The following is an 18,741-nucleotide window of genomic DNA, read 5'->3' as shown; positions in this document are numbered from 1 at the left end:
CCCATGTCAACGGAAACGGATCTACCGACCCTCTCCCCTAAAGATACTTCCCAAACCGAGATGGGCGTGGCCCCATCCCAGAGTGTAGATGGTTTTGGACCTGTGTTGCGCAACCCGAAATTCCTCGTCCTTTGGCTTGGTCAAATCTTTTCACAACTGGCCGACAAGATTTATCTCGTGCTGATGATTGCTTTGATTGCCAGTCACTTTCAAACGGCGGCTCAGAGCATTAGTGCTTGGGTCTCGGCGATCATGATTGCCTTTACGGTGCCTGCGATTTTGTTTGGTTCCGTTGCGGGGGTTTATGTGGATCGCTGGTCTAAAAAAGGGGTGCTGATTATTTCGAATTTGTTGCGGGGCGTCTTTGTTTTTTGCATCCCCCTCTTACTCTGGCTCGTGCAAGATCAACCCAATTGGTGGGAGCTTCCCCCTGGATTTGTCTTTTTATTGGGGATCACCTTTGCTGTTTCTACCTTGACACAATTTTTTGCGCCAGCGGAACAGGCGACTTTACCGCTCATTGTGAAGAATAAACATTTATTGGCGGCCAATTCCCTCTACACCACCACGATGATGGCCCTGTTAATTGTGGGCTTTGCGGTGGGAGAACCCTTGTTGGGCCTGGCGGATCAGCTAGTTGAATCTTTCGGGATTACGGGGACTTGGGGGAAAGAATTTGTAGTTGGGGGAGGCTATGCGATCGCCGGTTTGATTTTGTTGGCCCTGAAGACCAATGAAACGGAAACGGATCGCCAACGGGAACAACCCCATGTTTGGGAGGATATTAAAGACGGTCTAAGTTATTTGAATCAAAATCACCGGGTGCGCAATGCGTTGATCCAATTGGTGATTTTGTTTTCTGTGTTTGCGGCCCTGGCGGTGTTGGCGGTGAGTTTGGCGGCTCAAATTCCGGGGTTAAAGGCGGAGCAGTTTGGCTTTTTGTTGGCCGCAGGCGGCGTTGGTTTGGGGATTGGTGCTTTCTTTTTGGGGCACTGGGGGAATCAGTTACCCTACCGTACCCTCAGCCTTTGGGGTTCTATCGGCACGGCGATCGCCTTAATTGCCCTTTCTTTTTCGATTCACAATTTGGTTTTTGCCCTCTTGAGTACCACCTGTCTTGGCTTTTTTGCGGCCCTGGTGGGAGTGCCGATGCAGACGACGATCCAGCGCGAAACTCCGGCAGTCCTCCGGGGGAAGGTTTTCGGTTTACAGAATAATGCTGTTAATATTGCTCTATCTTTACCTCTGGCCCTGGCTGGGGTGGCAGAAACCTTTTTTGGCCTGCAACCAGTGCTTCTAGGTCTTTCGGGATTGGCGATCGCCGGAGGGGTATTGAACTGGTATATTTCAATCAAATCCTAACGCACACCACAGGATCCCCCTCAATGCATGTTGCTTGGCTCGGTAAAAAATCTCCTTTTTGTGGCAATGTCACCTATGGCCGTGAAGTGACCAATCATCTCCTTGATCGGGGCTATCAAGTGAGCTTTCTCCACTTTGCCCAGCAAGAAGAATGTGACCAAAAATGGCGGGACTGCCCAGAGGTTTTTTTACCCTTCCTCTACAAGTCGCAAATTTACACGATCCCCAGTCCGAAATCGAGTCAAGTGCTGATGCGATCGCTCCAAAAATTTCAGCCAGACCTCGTCCATGCCTCCCTGACCCTCTCGCCCCTAGATTTTCGGCTGCCCGACATCTGCCGCGAACTCGATTTGCCCCTAGTGGCTACCTTTCACCCTCCCTTTGACAGCAAACTACGCAACCTCAAATCCAGCACCCAATACCTCACCTACCAGCTCTATGCCCCCTGTCTAGCCAACTATGACCGGGTGATCGTCTTCTCAGAAATCCAAAAAGAAATGCTCGTCAAACTGGGAGTACCACGGGATACGGTGCGCATCATTCCCAATGGCGTCGATGAACAAAAATATGCCCCGGCCCTCAGTGCCTACCGCCATACCTTCCAAGCGAAACGGGTATTCATTTACCAAGGCCGCATTGCCCCCGAAAAAAATGTAGAAGCCCTCCTCAAGGCTTGGCGACTGGCCAATATGGGGGAAGATTGTGTGCTGTTAATGGTCGGTGATGGCCCCCTCAAGGCTTCCCTGGAATTGCTTTACACCGAAGATCAAGGGGTCCGCTGGCTTGGGTTCGTCGGCGATGAAACCCAGCGGATTGACCTCCTCCGGGCGGCGGATGTGTTTGTGTTGCCCTCTTTGGTGGAAGGATTGTCTTTATCACTCCTCGAAGCAATGGCCTGCGGTTTGGCCTGCATTGCCACGGATGCCGGCGCCGATGGGGAAGTACTCAACCAAGGAGCCGGGGTTGTCCTCGATACCCAGGGGGTCACCGGACAATTGAAAACCCTTTTACCCTTATTCCGCGAACAACCAGAATTAGTTACAATCCTGGGTCACAAAGCGAGGCAGCGGGTGTTAGAACGTTACACCTTGCAGAACAATATTAGTCAGCTCGAACAAACTTACCAAGAACTGTGTCCCACGGCGGCGTCTGCCCCCCATCCGGCTCCAGTGCAAAGTTTTCCCTAAAGGACTTACCATGGGCCAAGGTTTATCATGGGGAGACCAATGTATTTTTTGGCGATCGCCTTGATATTTTTCTATGGATTTAGACCAACAACTGCAAATCCTCATTGACCAAGCCCCCCAGGATGGCAAGATGCCCCAGGTGATGGCCCAGGCGATCGCCCCAGTCCTCAAAGCCTTCGCCCAAAACCTACAATCCCTCGAATACTATGTTTGCCAATCTTTAGAGGGGGACTGGCTCATTACGACCCTTGCCCAACAGAGCGATCCCCAGCAGACCAAAACCGTTATCTACGGCTTCTCAAGCCTCGCCCTCGCCCAACAGCACCAGGGCAGCAATGCCGATCCGTCCCTAATTGCTGTGCCTCTGCCCGTCACCCACCTGTTGTTTCAGCTATTTTCGCTGGCTGCCGTTGATAGCTTGATCCTCACCGAAGCCCAGGGGAGCCTTGAAATTCGCCGCCAGGATCTGCAACAGGCCGTTCAACAACAATTATTAGGCGATCGCCCCCGTCAAACCCCAGGCAGTCAGTGGGCTTAAACAAGACACCAAGGACAAACCCAGTTAATCCCTAACTAGATGGGGTATCAGCTTTTGTTTCCTGATCAGAGGTTTCCGGTTTCGGTTCCGAAGCCTCGACTTTTTCGCCGTTCCCTTCCTCTAGGCGGGCCTGCATCGAAACAGTTTTTTCAATTTTTTCGGCTTCTTTCTTAAATTCTTCCTGGAACTCGTTGGAGGCATCCTGGAAACTGCGGATTGTTTTCCCAAGGCTCCGGCCAATCTCTGGCAACTTTTTCGGGCCAAAGATTAACAGAGCAATAATAAAAATGAGGGCCATTTCTGGCAGGCCAATCCCGAAAATATTCATAGATTCTGGGGGTTAAGGGTGGATTTTTGCTGTTTTATTTTACCGTTGCCGGGGCAGATCGTCGGAGGTTTGATCGCAGTTGACCGCAGGCCGCATCCGCCTCCAAGCCCTTAGAATAACGCACGCTCACCGCGATCTTGTGATCCTGGAGGATTTGCTTAAAGACATTGATCCGTTTTTTCCCCGGACGCTGGAAAGGCACTTCGGTAATGGGATTGTAGGGAATTAAATTCACATGGCTTTGGAACCCTTTTAGTTTTTTAGCTAATTCGGCGGCATGGTCGGGCAGATCATTCACCCCCGCCAGCAAAATGTATTCAAAACTGAGGCGGCGACGGGTGATGGCGACGTACTCGCGGCATTCGTCCAACAGCTCCTCAATGGGATAATGGACAGCGGTGGGAATAATCGATTCCCGGAGGGCTTGGTTCGGGGCGTGGAGGCTTACTGCTAGGGTGATTTGCAGATTCTGCTGGGCCAGGGTGCGGATCTGATCGGGTACCCCCACGGTAGAAACTGTTAGCGATCGCTGGCCAATGCCGATGTCTTGGTTTAGGCTTTGGATCGATTTAAGCACCTGTTCGAGGTTGGCGAGGGGTTCCCCCATACCCATAAACACCACATGGCTGACCCGTTGCTGGAAATCTTCTTGGACAGTGAGCACTTGATCAACGATTTCATGGGCCTGGAGATGCCGGGTAAAACCACTTTTGCCAGTGGCACAAAAATCACAGGCCATGGCACAGCCCACCTGGGAAGAAACACAGACGGTGAGGCGTTTTTCGGTGGGGATACCGACCGTTTCAATAATTAAGCCATCGTGGAGTTGGAGGAGATATTTGCGGGTGCCATCGGGGGCGGTACGTTGGTGGTGGATCTGCGATCGCCCCACGGGATAGGTGCCCATTTGTTCGCGCCAAGCCTTCGGAAAGACGGTGATTTCACTCAGGTCATGGATCCCTTTTTGGTAGAGCCAATTGTAGAGCTGTTTGCCACGGTAGGCGGGTTGACCAGTGGTTTCGATCCAGTGGGTCAGTTCCGGGAGACTTTTGCCGAGGAGTACGTCTTGGGGCATGGGTTGCAAGGAAAAGGGGCGATCGCCTGTGATTGGGTTAAGGGATAAAGTTAAACAATTCCTTTTCCATTGTGGCATAGGGGCCGCTGCTTCCTGATCAGGTGCCCAGACAATTGAAAAACTGTCCTTAAATCCTTGGCTCCCCCAGGGAATCTGCCTATGATTTAAAGGTGGCGTATGGCAAGGAGAATAATGGTTGGCTGGCTATTAATTGGACTGGTATTACTCTATCTGGGGGGCTGTGGTTATCTCTTTTTTGGGCAGCGGCGGATTATTTTTGAACCCCAAGCCCAACCCTTGCATCCAGTGCCATCGGATTTTGCTCTACCCTACGAAACGATCACGATCCCCGTCACTTCAACGCAACAATTAACGGGCTGGTGGCTACCCCAGAACAAGGGGGACAAAACGCTACTATTTCTCCATGGGAATGGCGGGTTAACGGCTTACAATTTCCAGGCGATCGCCCTCTGGTACCAAGCGGGCTATTCGGTCTTGGCCTTTAACTATCGGGGCTATGGCCAGAGCAGTCCTGGCTTTCCCCAAGAATCCCAGGTGTACGAAGATGCAGCGGCGGCCTATACCTTTCTCACCCAGACTAAGGGGATCCCAGCCCAGCAGTTGACGATCCACGGCCATTCCCTCGGCGGGGCGATCGCCATTGAATTGGCCCAGCGGTACCCGGTGGGCGGCTTATTTTTAGAGGGTACCTTCACCTCGATGTTAGCCATGTCTACCACCAAACCCCTCTATCGGATTTTTCCCGTCTCTTTCCTTCTACACCAGCGGTTTAATTCAGCAGCTAAAATTACCCAACTCCAGCTACCGATTTTCTTTTGCCACGGGGAATTGGATGAAACAGTCCCCAGTACCATGGGGGCGCAACTGTGGGCGATCGCCAATGAACCCAAGCAATTTCAAGCTGTGCCTGGGGCCGACCACCATAATCTAGCCGCTGTGAGCCCAGCCACGATCCAGCAGGGCATTATCTGGCTCGAAGCTCACCGTGCCCTCTGCCACGGGTGATTAAAACAGATGACAGAACCAATTTTTGTGGGGCGATCGCTCTCTTGTCACTTCCGGGGTGTTGCGGCCCTGACGGAACTCAATTTTGCAATTTATCCCGGCGAGAAGGTGGGCCTGATTGGGGCCAGTGGCGCAGGTAAAAGTACGCTCCTTAGTCTCCTCAATGGTCAACAACAACCAACCCAGGGGGAATTGCTCATCTGGGGGGAAGCGATCGCAACCCTCTCCCCAAGGGGACGGCGACGCATCCAACGGCAGCTTGGTACCATTTACCAACAACTGCATTTGGTCGAAAGTCTGACCGTCATTCACAATGTCAACGCGGGTCATCTGGGGCGTTGGTCGTTCCTCCAGGCAATGTTTTCCCTGATCTTTCCCCAGGAGCGTCCCTTGGCCGAAGCTGTCTTGAAACAGGTGGGCATTCCCGAAAAACTCTTTGCTAAAACCAGTGACCTATCGGGGGGACAAAAACAACGGGTTGCCTTGGCGCGGGTCTTGGTGCAAAATCCGGCGGTGATCCTCGCAGACGAACCGATTTCTAGCCTTGATCCTCAACTGAGTCGGGAAATGATGGATTTGCTGGTGCAGCTTTGTGAAACCCAAGGAAAAACCCTCGTCGTCAGCCTCCACTCCCTAGAATTTGCCCGGAGCCACTGCGATCGCCTAATTGGTCTCAAGGGCGGCAAAATTCTGTTTGATCAACCCACCACAACGGTCAGTGAGGCCCAAATCAACCACCTCTATGGTGAGCAATCGATATACTAGATGTCTGCATTTCTTGAAAAATTTCCATGGCGATCGCATCCTCTTCTGTTCCGAAAAATGATTGGCAACTGGCCGGGAAGCTCCTTCCCTACGCCAAGAAAAATCTCATTACCCTTGTTGTGTCGATTGTTTTGCTGATCCCCTTGGCGATCGCCGGTGCGGTTCAGCCCCTCGTTGTCGGTCAGGCGGTTTCCCTATTGCGGGGCGAAACCGTGTGGGGCATCCTCGCTGATCTCAGCATTCCAGCAGGGATTAACCGTTTAATCTGGATTCTGTTAGCCACCATTGTGATTCGCTTGGCCTTCACCTCGATCCAAGGGTACCTCGTTCAAAAAGTGGGCCAGGAAATTACCGCAGGCATCCGCCAGGATTTATTCGATCACGTCACATCCCTTTCTTCTCGCTTCTTTGACCGGATGCCCGTCGGGAAGCTCGTCACCCGTTTAACCAATGACGTGGAAGCCCTGGGTGATGTTTTTGCCAGTGGGGCGATCGGCATCATTAATGATGTCATTTCCCTGGCCGTGATTATTGTGTCGATTTTTTTGTTGCAATGGCAGCTAGCGACGCTCCTCATTTTGATGTTGTTGCCCGTCACCTTTTTGATCATTTATTTTCAGGGGCAATACCGCAAAGCCAACTACCAAGCCCGGGAAGAACTCTCCCAACTAAACGCGATGCTCCAGGAAAACGTTGCGGGGATTAATATTGTGCAATTATTCCGCCGGGAAGCCCTGAATGCCGAGTTATTCCGGACGGTTAATGACCGCTATCGTCTGTCCGTTAACAAAACAATCTTCCATGATTCGGCTGTTTCTGCCACCCTGGAATGGATTTCGTTGGTGGCGATCGCCGGAGTGCTCTGGTTGGGGGGCTGGCTGATTTTCCAGGATGCCCTGAGCTTTGGGGTGTTGTCTGCCTTTATTCTCTATTCCCAGCGGTTATTTAATCCCCTGCGCCAATTTGCCGACAAATTCACCATGTTCCAGTCGGGACTAACGGCCATCGAACGGGTGACAGAATTGATGTCGGAGCCCATCGAGATCCAAGATAAACAACAGCATTTAACGACTTCTTTAAATCTCTCGGATTCTGCCTCCGGTGAAATTATTTTTGATAATGTTTCCTTCGGTTACAAGCCTGGGGAATATGTCCTGAAAAACCTGAATTTTAAGATCAAACCCGGTGAAAAAATCGCCCTTGTGGGGCCAACGGGGGCCGGAAAAAGCTCGATCATCCGTTTACTCTGTCGCCTGTATGACCCTAGTGAAGGACGGATCCTCGTTGATGGCATTGATATTCGTGATCTGCCCCAAGAAGATCTGCGGCGGCACATTGGCGTCATCCTCCAAGAAAGCTTTCTTTTTGCTGGAGATGTTCAACGCAACATTACCCTGGGGGAGGAGTATCCCTTTGAGGCGGTGAAGCAGGCCGCAGTACTGACCAACGTCGATCAACTCATTGAGGAACTGCCCCAGGGGTATCGCACAGCTCTCCGGGAGCGGGGTACAAATCTTTCTGGGGGCCAAAAACAACTGTTGGCCTTTGCCCGGGTTGCAATCCGGGATCCAAAAATTCTGGTACTCGATGAAGCGACGGCAAGTCTGGATGTGGGTACAGAGGCGCTAATTCAGTCGGCCCTAGAACAACTCCTCGAAGACCGCACGGCGATCATCATTGCCCACCGTCTCTCAACCATCCGGGATGTGGATAAAATCATTGTCCTAAAGCAGGGAGAAATCCTCGAAACGGGGAACCACGATCAACTCCTCGCCCAAAATGGGTTGTATGCCAGCCTCTATCGTTTGCATATGTTGGGAGACTAGACGGGGCGTTTCCTTTGCTTGGTATGATAATGGACACAGAATTTTCACTAAGGAACGGGCCGATGACAACCCACTTCATTACCGCAGAAATTGATCTCCAGGAAAATCCGGCAGATTTGCCCAAGGAAATTGAAGCAGAGCTCGAAAAGCGGGGTGATGTGCTCCGGTGGGCAATTACTGAAGTTGAAGAAAATACGGCAAAAGTTGAGGCGATCGCCTTAACTCCAGAAGACTAAAATCATGGCTTTGGTGGTTGATCCCGGTACCCAGAATATCGATCTAAAAGCGTGGCAATATTGTCATCCCCATTGGCATCGGCAGATGGAACGGATCAGCCGTCAAAGCCCCGAAGCCCTGCTTGTGCCCCACTCTCGCGCGGCCCTAACGGAAATCTTCCGCACAGCCCACCGGGAAAAAATTACGATTATCCCCTGTGGTAACGGCACAAAGCTCGCCTGGGGTGGACTCACTCCGAAAGTAGATTGGTTGGTGAGCACCCGGCAGCTAAATCGCATCGTGGATCACGCCGTTAATGATCTAACCATTACGGTGGAAGCAGGGATTACCTTTGCTGAACTACAAAACCATCTCAGGCCCCATAAACAGTATCTCCCCCTCGATCCCAGTTTCCCCAACCAAGCAACCCTAGGGGGAATTGTGGCCACAGCGGATACCGGCAGCTTACGTCAACGTTACGGTGGTGTGCGGGATTTACTCCTGGGAATTACGATGCTCCGGGCCGATGGCACCTTGGCAAAAGCCGGGGGAAAAGTGGTTAAAAATGTGGCGGGCTATGATTTGATGAAGCTCCTCACAGGTTCCCATGGCAGTTTGGCGACGATTACCGAATTAACGTTTCGCCTCTATCCGATCCAAGAGCAGTCCCAAACGATCTTAATGCTTGGGTCGTCTGCGCAAATACGCCAGGCTCAGGGCCAAATTTTAAATTCTGTAGTTACACCAGCGGCGGCAGATCTCCTCTCGCCTCGACTATTACAACAGTTGCAAAGGGGAACTGGAGAAGACTGGGGTTTGTTGCTGCGTTTTGAGGCGATCCGCGAGAGTATCACAGCACAATTACAGGAATTAGACGCTATCGGGCAACGTTTGGGTTTAGTCAGCCAACCGGAGAACTTTAATCTCTGGGAACAGCTACGGGACGCTTTATCCGGGGAAAAGGTCAGCGCTAAAGTTGGCATTTTGTCCGATCAAAGTATGGCTTTGCTGCAATACATTGAGACCCTAACCAATGGTCAGGCGATCGCCCGGATCCATTGCAAAAGTGGCCTAGGTATCATTGCGTTTCCCCATGACCAATTTCTCCGGCAATTCCGAACGATCCGGGACTTTTGTCAGGCCCACCACGGTTTTTTCACAATTTTGGACGCTCCCTATCGCCTCAAGCAGCAATTTGAACCCTGGGGCTATCCAGGCGATGCCTTGCCGTTGATGCGCCGCATTAAACAGCAATTTGATCCCCAAAATATCCTAAGTCCCCACCGCTTTGTGGGCGGCATTTAACGACGGAGAATTGCCGCGACAAACTGTTCAGGCTTCTCTGGTGTGACGACGATAGTCTGGTTAGGCCATTTCAGAACAACCGCTAAACGAACCGCTGTGGCATAGGCATTGTAGTGACCCAAGTTTTTATTCCAAAATTTTCCGGTAAAGGCAAATAAACCACCATTACCAAACAGCCGTAACGAACCATCCATGGCGGTGGGATCGTAGGTGGCACTTTCTAGATTTTCTAAAGCGATTTCTGTGCGCCACCCCAAGCGTTCAACATAAAGGCGATCGCCGTCCAGATGATAGCCCCGCACCATAAATAACGCCGTCATTACCACAATGCCGATGGGCAAAATAATCCACAGCAAAAAATAAGGATTCTGTTGTTGGAGTCCTAAAATCAAAAACAGCAGCACCATGGCCAACAACACTACGCAAACAAGAATTGTAATGGTGATTAAAGTTTGACTCCAGGGAGCCTTAAAAAACAGACTATTTTCCATAACCGTGACAAAAAGCTGATTTCACGGTAGCAAAGTTCCCCAAGAATTACGGCAGCGGTAAAGTTTTATCTCTGTTGGCCAGTATTGCTTGGCACCCTTCAACATTTCCGCACATTTATCTCGTAAATCTTGGCCGTGACGGTGCTACCCTGGATTTTTCGCCCGCCCAATAGCCGAAACTTCACAACTTAAATATTAAGAAAGATGATAATTAGGCTACAATTGGGCAGAAATTGTCAAAAAAATTTACAGGTCTTAGGAACCATCCGTAAAATTTATGTCTCTTCCCATTCGTAACGTCGCGATTATTGCCCACGTTGACCACGGTAAAACGACCCTTGTTGATGCTCTCTTACATCAATCCGGCATTTTCCGAGAAGGCGAAGACATCCCCGATTGCGTGATGGACTCCAATGACCTCGAACGGGAACGGGGTATTACGATTCTTTCCAAAAATACCGCCGTCCGTTACAACGACATTCTGATCAATATTGTTGATACCCCTGGCCACGCCGACTTTGGTGGTGAGGTAGAGCGTGTCCTCGGCATGGTAGACGGTTGCATTTTGATCGTCGATGCCAACGAAGGCCCAATGCCCCAGACCCGTTTCGTCTTGAAAAAAGCCCTCGAAAAAGGTCTACGCCCGATCGTTGTCGTTAATAAAATCGACCGCCCCAACGTCAATCCTGAAACCGCCGTTGATAAAGTCTTTGATCTGTTCGTTGAACTCGGTGCCGATGACGATCAATGTGACTTCACCACCCTCTATGCCTCTGGTCTATCTGGTTTCGCCCGGGAATCCCTCGACGATACCAATGAGGATATGGAACCCCTCTTCCAAGCGATTCTGCAGCATGTTCCCCCGCCAGCCGGAGATGTTAATAAGCCCCTCCAGTTGCAGGTTACAACCCTCGATTACTCCGATTACCTTGGTCGGATTGTCATCGGTCGTCTCCACAACGGCACGATTAAAGCGGGACAACAGGCAGCCCTGGTCAAGGAAGATGGCACCATTGCCAAGGCAAAAGTGGCTAAACTGATGGGCTTTGAAGGCTTAAATCGCGTTGAACTCGAAGAAGCAACCGCCGGAATGATCGTCGCTGTTGCCGGGTTTGCTGATGCCAATATTGGGGAAACGGTAACGTCCCCTGAAGATCCCCAAGCTTTACCACTAATTAAGGTGGATGAGCCTACATTACAGATGACCTTCTCTGTGAATAATTCCCCCTTTGCGGGCCAGGAAGGAACCTTTGTGACCTCGCGCCAAATCCGCGATCGCCTCGAAAGAGAACTCGAAACCAACGTGGCCCTGCGGGTCGAAGATGGTGAATCCGCCGATAGCTTTGCTGTATCCGGTCGGGGTGAACTGCATCTGGGTATTTTGATTGAAACCATGCGTCGGGAAGGTTACGAATTCCAAGTGGCCCAGCCCAAGGTGATTTACCGCGAAGTGAATGGCAAACCCTGTGAACCCTTTGAATACCTCGTGCTCGATGTCCCGGAAGAAGCAGTGGGTAGCTGTATCGAACGACTCGGTCAGCGCAAAGGGGAAATGCAAGATATGCAAGCTGGCGCAGGTGGACGGACTCAACTCGAATTTGTGGTACCCGCCCGTGGTTTGATTGGTTTCCGGGGTGAATTTATCCGGATCACGCGCGGTGCTGGCATTATGAACCATAGTTTCCTGGAATATCGACCCCTCTGTGGCGACTTCGACACTCGCTACAACGGCGTCATCACTGCCTTTGAAGAAGGCACAGCAACCTTCTATGCCCTCAAGAACGCTGAGGATCGCGGTCAATTTTTCATTACCCCAGGCACTAAGGTTTACAAAGGCATGATTGTCGGGGAGCACAACCGTCCCCAAGATCTAGAGCTAAACGTTTGTAAGGCGAAGCAGCTCACGAACCATCGGGCTGCCAGTGGTGATGAACTAGTTCAGTTACAAGCCCCCATGGAAATGAACCTAGAGCGCGCCCTCGAATATATCGGCCCTGGGGAACTCGTAGAAGTCACGCCTGAATCCATCCGTCTTCGCAAAGTGGAAACGAAGAAAATGGCAAAACGCTAATGTTCTAGGCATGACCCAACACCTGAAGGGTGAATGTTAGTGATTTTAAGAAAGGCTGATCCTGCCATGATGTGGGATCAGCCTTTTTTGTTTCTAGTTATTGTTGTTGCATTTCTCGCCACGATTGCGACAAAACTTTACTGGCTGATTTGGCGAAGACAAAGGTCAGGAGAAAACCCACCAACAAATCTGGCAGATTAGAATTCGTGAGAAACACCAATCCGGCAGCAATTAACACGGATGTATTGGCAATGATGTCATTGCGGGAACACAACCAAACAGAAGACATATTGAGATTATCGTTGCGATGACGTGTCAAAAGCAGTAGACAGAGTAAATTCGCGAATAACGCGACAATACCAATCATGCCCATGATGGAAGCTTCCGGGCTAACGCCTGCGAACAATTGGTAGCTTGCCCTTGCAAACACTGCAACCGCAAACAAAAACATAATGACTCCCTTAAGGAATGCGGCTCCAGCCTGGGCCTGCACACTCTTGTTAATGACATACAGGCTGCTGGCATAGACCAAGGCATCTCCCAACATATCCAAAGAATCTCCAGTTAAAGAGAGGGAACCCGCTCGAATCCCAGCCCCAAACTCGACCAGAAACATTGCTGCGTTGATAAACAACACGACCCAAAGTACTTTTGCTTGTTGTTGCTTTAGTTTCGACAACGCACAAGCTTTAGCTTGACAGCAATTATCATCCATGACTTGGTTTTACATTTCGATATTCAAATTAATATTAGAATGTTTTTGCCGATAAGTGCAGATCAAGTTGAAGTTGATTTGTTTTATTGTGCAAGTTTGTTAAGGGCGTGGCTCAGGATTTCAGCAACCCGTTGATCTCGGAGGGAGTAATAGGCTAGTTTCCCTTCATTCCGATATTTCAGGATTTTGAGATCGCGTAATTTTCGTAAGTGATGGGAAGTCGTGGCAATTTTGATGTTGAGTAAAGCCGCAATGTCACACACGCAGAGTTCTTCACTTGTACTGAGAGCGGCCAGGATCTTGAGACGGGATTTGTCGGCTAAAGCGTTAAAGAGAATCTGAGCTTCTTCGAGTAAATCACCCTCTGGTAATTGTTCACTGGCTTGGGCCACCAAATCCGTATTAACACAGCGGACTTGGCAGATATCCTGTGATTTTGGCTTTATCACAACTTTTAAGGGCGCAAATTCTACAATTTAATTGTACTCATTGGGTCATCGATCCCAGAAGGCGATCGCCTTAATTTCGTGATTTATCTTGCAATATTTTGTAACAATGTGTATCAACTATTCACAAAAAAGGGTTTAAACCCTGGTGTAGAGCTTGTTAGACTGTAACCTAATCAAAACCCCAAGTCTCACGCGGTTATATTTGGCAAAAAAGAGACTGATCCCCATAAAAAACGGAAGCAATAAACATTACAGATATGGTAAGCACTGTTAACAAATCTGCTGGCGTAGAGGAATTGCGCCCCGGCGTGAAGGTTCCGGCGAAGGAAACTATCCTGACTCCCCGCTTTTACACCACCGACTTCGATGAAATGGCGAAGATGGATCTTTCCGTCAACGAAGAAGAGATGGAAGCGATCATCGAAGAATTCCGCGTGGACTACAACCGTCACCACTTTGTTCGGGATGAGTCTTTTGATATCTCCTTCGACCATATCCAAGGGGAAACCCGGCAACTCTTCATCGAGTTCCTGGAGCGCTCCTGTACTGCTGAATTTTCCGGCTTCTTGCTCTACAAAGAATTAGGCCGTCGCCTCAAGGACAAGAATCCCCTGTTGGCTGAAGGGTTTAATCTCATGTCTCGGGATGAAGCGCGCCACGCTGGTTTCCTCAACAAGGCGATGACGGACTTTAACCTGTCCCTTGACCTCGGTTTCCTCACCAAGAGCCGCAGCTACACTTTCTTTAAGCCGAAATTTATTTTCTACGCCACCTACCTTTCGGAAAAAATTGGGTACTGGCGTTACATCAAGATTTATCGTCACCTCGAAAAGAATCCCGAAGACCGCATTTATCCGATTTTTAAATTCTTTGAGAACTGGTGCCAAGATGAAAACCGTCATGGGGATTTCTTTGATGCCCTGATGAAAACCCAGCCCAATATCCTTAATGACTGGAAAGCGCGGTTGTGGTGCCGTTTCTTCTTGCTCTCCGTCTTTGCGACGATGTACCTCAATGATACCCAGCGCCATGGTTTCTACGAGTCCATTGGTTTGAATGCGCGGGAATTTGACAAGGAAGTGATTTGGGAAACCAATAACACCGCTGGCCGGGTCTTCCCGATCATTCTCGATGTCGAAAAGCCTGAATTTTACGAGCGTTTAGAAACCTGCGTCAAGAACGGCGAAAAACTGCGGGAAATTGATGCCAGCGATGCGCCTGCGCCTGTGAAGCTGTTGAAGAAGTTACCTGCTTATCTCTCTAACGCAACCCAATTCATTAGTCTTTATCTGATGAAGCCGATCCGCGTTGATCAACTGGCTGGTACTGTCCGCTAACACCCTTTTGGAGAATACCCTCCCTCCGCCTTCGGCACCTCCCTCAAGGAGACACCCCTCTAACTCCCCTCAAGGGAAACACCCTCCGCCTTCGGCACCTCCCTCAAAGAGAGGATAATTTGCCTCCTTCTTTTTTAGAGGGAGGATTTTTTTGTCTAGAGATAGCGAGATTGCAGGATTTTGGGCTATGGTTGTTTAGCCAGACGAGGTATTGATTGACTCAGTGGCGATCGCCTTTTTTGGACTGGGATAACGTTTCTGGATCTAGCACACCGATGGTTGATGCATTATTTTGGACGGACATTTTGACCTTTGCGGCGGACACAAGTCACCGGATTGGCGCAGAATTAACGGAAAAATTTGGGAAGCTCACGGCAGTTCGTAAGGCTGATGGTAGCTTGGTGACGGAAGCGGATCGGTGGTCTGATCGAGAAATTTGTCAGGCGATCGCCACAGCCTTCCCTGACCATGGCATTCTCAGCGAAGAAAAAACGCATATTTTGCCTGGAAATGATTGGTGTTGGGTGATTGATCCCATTGACGGCACAACGAATTTTACGCGGGGCATTCCGATCTGGGGCATTTCCCTGGGGCTACTCTACAAAGGCACGCCCGTTTTTGGCTATGTGCATTTCCCTTGGTTGCGCCAATCCTTCCATGGCTATTGGTACGGAGACTCCGGTTTAACGGGGCCGACCGGGGCGTTTTGTAATGGCGAACCGCTCCAGACCAGCGACGACGAGCCGAGCCTAAACCATATTTTTAACCTCTGTGCCCGCAGTACGGCGGTGGCAGCTCAACCGAATTTCCCTTGTAAGATTCGCTTGATGGGGGTTGCCAGCTATAACGTTTTAATCGTGGCTTCGGGGGCGGCCCTAGGGGGAGTGGAAGCGACGTCGAAAATTTGGGATATTGCGGCGGTGTGGGCGATTATCCAGGCGGCTGGGGGAGCCATTGAACCCCTCGAACCGAACCCGATGTTTCCTTTAGAAATCGGCAAAAATTATGGCGATCGCCCTTTCCCTTGTTTAACGGCGAGTCGGGCAGAACTGATTCCCGTCTTCAAACCCTGGGTACAATTTATCGGCGATCAAGTCTGCGAAAAATACGGATTGTAAAGAACTTCGATACAATACACAACTGAGTATTTTGACGAACCATTGCGAGGACTCCCCCGACCATGACTGTTGCGGTTGCCATTGACCACCTCCAGAAAAGCTACGGCACCACCCAAGCGGTAAAGGATGTCTCCTTCACGGTGGAACAAGGAAAAATATTTGGGCTTTTGGGGCCAAACGGCGCAGGCAAAACGACGACGATTCGCTGTCTCTGTACCCTCGCCCAACCGGACGGAGGCCAGATCGAAGTCTGCGGTATTTCTGCTCTGACCCAACCGAAAGCAGTGCGACAACGGCTCGGCTATGTGGCCCAGGAAGTGGCGATCGACAAAATTCTTACCGGGCGGGAACTGCTGAATTTACAGGCGGCCCTCTACCATCTCCCGAAAAGCTTTATTCCCCAACGGGTGGAACAACTCCTTAATGCCCTAGGTTTAACCGATTACGCTGACCAGAAAACAGGCACTTACTCCGGTGGTTTGCGCAAACGCTTGGATTTGGCGGCAGGTCTGCTCCATCAGCCAGATGTGTTGGTTCTAGACGAGCCGACGGTGGGCCTCGATATCGAAAGTCGCGTTGCAGTTTGGGACTTTCTGCGGCAACTGCGGGCAGCGGGCACAACGGTCATTATCACCAGCCATTATCTTGAAGAAATTGATGCCCTCGCCGATAGTGTAGCGATCATTGATCAGGGCAAAGTCATCGCCAACGGCACCCCCAACGAACTCAAAGATAAAGTGGGTGGCGATCGCATTACGTTACGCATCGAAGAATTTACCTCTGCCCAGAATGCCGAACAAGCGAAAGAAGTGGTATCGGCCTTGGATTTTGTTGAGAGCGTGATTATTAATGGCTCCCAAGGGAATTCTTTGAATCTGGTGGTGAGTCGCCAGGGCAATCACCTGAGCACCATTGAGCAAAGCATTCAAGCGGCTGGACTGCCCATTTTTAGCTTGAGTCAAGCACGGCCTAGTTTGGATGACGTTTATCTTGCGGCTACGGGTAAGACCCTCATGGATGCCGAAATCGAAGCGGCCAGCAAGCGAGATCTCAAAAAAGAGAAAAAGCAACAAATGAAAGGTTAAGCCAATCCATCGTTTCTGGAGAATTTATCCACGCAAAAGTTGATCGCTCAAAAACCCTCGCTAAAGATTATCAAAAAATATTTATGGGATGTGTTGTTCGGAATGGACGCCTACGTTTAAATCAAGGCCAGATTTTTTGGCGAGAAACAGGACAGGGAAAGGCGATCGCCTTTATTCACCGGGAATATAGCGACGGTAGTCAGTGGTTAGATTTTTTTGAAAATTTAGGGCGAGATCATCAATGCTTTGCGCCGGATTTGTTGGGGTTTGGGGATTCTGATCCAGCAGTTTCGTCCCAGTCTATTCAATGGCAGAGTGAAATTTTAGCGGAATTTTTTAGCCAATTAAATCTGAAAAAAATATATTTTGTGGGAGATTCCCTTGGAGCTTGGGTCGCCGCTCGTTACGCCCTGAACAATCCTGAACAAATTCAAGGCTTAATTTTGCTTTCCCCGATTGGTTTTGAAGCCCCAAATAATGCTGGTTATTTCCTTGAAAAATGTTTACTATTACCAATTCCAATTTTGCCTTGGGGACTTAAATTACTCTACCCCCTAGGTAAGCTAATTGGCCTCGGTCACAAGATTCAAAAACTTCTTAACTATCGACAACAGTTGCTTAAATATCCGGCCAGTCGGCGACTTTTGTTTCAGCGGCATCCCAGTGAAATTCAGGCAGAATATCTAAACTCTGAATTGTCTCAGCTAACTGCACCTACGTTAATTGTTTCAGCCGATCAAGGCTCCCACCAAGCGCTATTGTTTGCCCAAAAAATTCCCCAATCACAAATGGTTAAAGTCCAAGACAACATAGAGGCGATCGCCTTAATCAAAAACTGGCTTAACCAACAGCAAACCTAAAGCCAATGGGCGAAGGGAAACAAAAGATATTCCAGAAAGAAGAGTTTCCAAATAAATTGATAAAAGCTGGCAATGGATTTTTTCGACGCAAGATCAATCTGACGACTACGCCACCACAGCAGAGCACCCAGGATAATGTGACACCCAATAAATAGCAGTTGATTCAAGCTGGTGGTCATCATTATTTCACCGACAATCATACCGGCGTAACAGGCAAAAATAATCCCCAATGAAAGCTGAAAAATCCGTTTTTTGCCCAATAAGATTGTAAAGGTTGTGATTTGATATTGGCGATCGCCTTCTAGATCCGGTACGTCTTTAAAAATGGCGATCGCTACCGTAAACACAATAATAAACCCCGTCAACAGCCATACCATCGGCGTAATCACCACTGGGTTCTGTAACATCGTCTGAAAATGGGCAAAAAGGCCAAGGTTCACCACCACACCCCGCACCGTAAAAATACACATCGCTGCGAGTAGGGGAAACCGTTTCAGGCGCACTGGGGGCAGAGAATACATTGTCCCGATGGCCAAGCTCCCCCACACCGTCACCCCAAGCCACAGGCCACTAAAAGCACTCAAAATCAGCGCTAAAGCTCCGCAAAACCAGACAATACCCCAACCTGTTTTTCGAGAAAAATGTCCCGCCGCCACTGGTAAATGGGGTTTATTAATTTTGTCAATGTCAATGTCCGTCAGTTGATTGAGGCCGACAATAAAGACATTGCCCGCCAGACAAGCGAGCCAAGCACCAAGCACCGACTGACCATAGCCCCAGGAAAATGTTTCAGGGGTCACCGCCAACAGCGCCAAAGCCCAAACACTCAGACTCGTGCCGATAATCGTATGGGGCCGGGAAAATTGCCATAGGGAAGCAAGAAATGACGGTCGCGGGGCAGTGGGAGAAATAGAAGACTTCACAGGTAAAAGGTTGCACCTCAAAAAGGCGGCAGCATACACTAATCGCACATCATTTTAACGGACT

General features: G+C 49.9%; 19 protein-coding genes. 13 read left to right on the top strand and 6 right to left on the bottom strand.

Annotated features, from left to right (window positions below):
- Positions 1-3 precede the first annotated feature (3 nt).
- From FEK30_RS07700 to FEK30_RS07690, 3 genes are all read left to right on the top strand, one after another.
- Positions 4-1,362, top strand: coding sequence for an MFS transporter (locus tag FEK30_RS07700; protein WP_138072728.1), 1,359 nt, complete (start codon positions 4-6; stop codon positions 1,360-1,362).
- Positions 1,363-1,385: 23 nt separating this feature from the next.
- Positions 1,386-2,549 carry a glycosyltransferase family 4 protein gene (locus tag FEK30_RS07695; RefSeq protein ID WP_030005953.1) on the top strand — a complete coding sequence of 388 codons (1,164 nt, stop codon included), beginning with the start codon at positions 1,386-1,388 and terminating at the stop codon, positions 2,547-2,549.
- 73 nt (positions 2,550-2,622) lie between these two features.
- Complete coding sequence (locus FEK30_RS07690) at positions 2,623-3,087, top strand: hypothetical protein (protein ID WP_138072726.1); 465 nt, start codon at positions 2,623-2,625, stop codon at positions 3,085-3,087.
- Positions 3,088-3,118: 31 nt separating this feature from the next.
- Here FEK30_RS07690 and FEK30_RS07685 read toward each other — a convergent pair whose 3' ends face one another.
- Entirely contained in the window at positions 3,119-3,415 is a 297-nt protein-coding gene (locus FEK30_RS07685; protein WP_138072724.1) for a TatA/E family twin arginine-targeting protein translocase, read from the bottom strand.
- Positions 3,416-3,449: 34 nt separating this feature from the next.
- The gene (rlmN, locus tag FEK30_RS07680) at positions 3,450-4,490 is read right to left on the bottom strand and encodes a dual-specificity RNA methyltransferase RlmN (RefSeq protein WP_138072722.1); all 1,041 of its coding nucleotides are present in this window, start codon (positions 4,488-4,490) and stop codon (positions 3,450-3,452) included.
- 192 nt (positions 4,491-4,682) lie between these two features.
- Here rlmN and FEK30_RS07675 point away from each other — a divergent pair, with 192 nt between their 5' ends.
- From FEK30_RS07675 to FEK30_RS07660, 5 genes are all read left to right on the top strand, one after another.
- Entirely contained in the window at positions 4,683-5,516 is an 834-nt protein-coding gene (locus FEK30_RS07675; RefSeq protein ID WP_168191132.1) for an alpha/beta hydrolase, read from the top strand.
- A 9-nt stretch (positions 5,517-5,525) separates the two neighbouring features.
- Complete coding sequence (locus FEK30_RS07670; RefSeq protein ID WP_138072718.1) at positions 5,526-6,281, top strand: phosphonate ABC transporter ATP-binding protein; 756 nt, start codon at positions 5,526-5,528, stop codon at positions 6,279-6,281.
- A 26-nt stretch (positions 6,282-6,307) separates the two neighbouring features.
- The gene (locus tag FEK30_RS07665) at positions 6,308-8,107 is read left to right on the top strand and encodes an ABC transporter ATP-binding protein (RefSeq protein WP_138072716.1); all 1,800 of its coding nucleotides are present in this window, start codon (positions 6,308-6,310) and stop codon (positions 8,105-8,107) included.
- 62 nt (positions 8,108-8,169) lie between these two features.
- A complete protein-coding gene (locus FEK30_RS16745; RefSeq protein WP_012306340.1) occupies positions 8,170-8,343 on the top strand; it encodes a DUF8621 family protein in 174 nt (57 codons plus the stop codon).
- Between the two features lie 4 nt (positions 8,344-8,347).
- The gene (locus FEK30_RS07660; RefSeq protein WP_138072714.1) at positions 8,348-9,628 is read left to right on the top strand and encodes an FAD-binding oxidoreductase; all 1,281 of its coding nucleotides are present in this window, start codon (positions 8,348-8,350) and stop codon (positions 9,626-9,628) included.
- On the opposite strand, the gene FEK30_RS07655 is transcribed toward FEK30_RS07660, so the two are convergent.
- Positions 9,625-10,119, bottom strand: a complete 495-nt coding sequence (locus FEK30_RS07655; RefSeq protein ID WP_138072712.1) for a PH domain-containing protein — start codon at positions 10,117-10,119, stop codon at positions 9,625-9,627. The two genes, FEK30_RS07660 and FEK30_RS07655, sit on opposite strands and share 4 nt — an antisense overlap.
- A gap of 277 nt (positions 10,120-10,396) precedes the next feature.
- Here FEK30_RS07655 and typA point away from each other — a divergent pair, with 277 nt between their 5' ends.
- Entirely contained in the window at positions 10,397-12,190 is a 1,794-nt protein-coding gene (gene typA / locus FEK30_RS07650) for a translational GTPase TypA (RefSeq protein ID WP_138072710.1), read from the top strand.
- A gap of 97 nt (positions 12,191-12,287) precedes the next feature.
- Here the strand turns inward: typA and FEK30_RS07645 are convergent, their stop codons facing one another.
- Together FEK30_RS07645 and FEK30_RS07640 are read right to left on the bottom strand one after the other, a co-directional pair.
- Positions 12,288-12,905, bottom strand: coding sequence for a cation efflux transmembrane domain-containing protein (locus FEK30_RS07645; protein WP_030005944.1), 618 nt, complete (start codon positions 12,903-12,905; stop codon positions 12,288-12,290).
- A gap of 83 nt (positions 12,906-12,988) precedes the next feature.
- Positions 12,989-13,354 carry an ArsR/SmtB family transcription factor gene (locus FEK30_RS07640; protein ID WP_030005943.1) on the bottom strand — a complete coding sequence of 122 codons (366 nt, stop codon included), beginning with the start codon at positions 13,352-13,354 and terminating at the stop codon, positions 12,989-12,991.
- 257 nt (positions 13,355-13,611) lie between these two features.
- Between FEK30_RS07640 and acsF the strand changes: the two genes are divergently transcribed.
- The 4 genes from acsF (at position 13,612) to FEK30_RS07620 (ending at position 17,754) form a co-directional block, all read left to right on the top strand.
- Positions 13,612-14,691: a magnesium-protoporphyrin IX monomethyl ester (oxidative) cyclase gene (gene acsF, locus FEK30_RS07635; RefSeq protein WP_012306336.1), complete on the top strand. Its 1,080-nt coding sequence runs from the start codon at positions 13,612-13,614 to the stop codon at positions 14,689-14,691.
- 275 nt (positions 14,692-14,966) lie between these two features.
- Positions 14,967-15,809, top strand: a complete 843-nt coding sequence (locus tag FEK30_RS07630; protein ID WP_045441381.1) for an inositol monophosphatase family protein — start codon at positions 14,967-14,969, stop codon at positions 15,807-15,809.
- 62 nt (positions 15,810-15,871) lie between these two features.
- On the top strand, positions 15,872-16,894 hold the full coding sequence (locus tag FEK30_RS07625; RefSeq protein WP_030005941.1) for a daunorubicin resistance protein DrrA family ABC transporter ATP-binding protein: 1,023 nt from the start codon (positions 15,872-15,874) through the stop codon (positions 16,892-16,894).
- An 83-nt stretch (positions 16,895-16,977) separates the two neighbouring features.
- A complete protein-coding gene (locus FEK30_RS07620) occupies positions 16,978-17,754 on the top strand; it encodes an alpha/beta fold hydrolase (RefSeq protein WP_138072708.1) in 777 nt (258 codons plus the stop codon).
- On the opposite strand, the gene FEK30_RS07615 is transcribed toward FEK30_RS07620, so the two are convergent.
- A complete protein-coding gene (locus FEK30_RS07615) occupies positions 17,751-18,677 on the bottom strand; it encodes a homogentisate phytyltransferase (protein ID WP_138072706.1) in 927 nt (308 codons plus the stop codon). The genes FEK30_RS07620 and FEK30_RS07615 overlap by 4 nt on opposite strands.
- Positions 18,678-18,741: the final 64 nt, after the last annotated feature.

The organism is Picosynechococcus sp. PCC 11901 (assembly GCF_005577135.1).
Lineage (GTDB): Bacteria > Cyanobacteriota > Cyanobacteriia > Cyanobacteriales > MRBY01 > MRBY01.
This window is presented reverse-complemented; position numbering and strand designations above follow the sequence as displayed.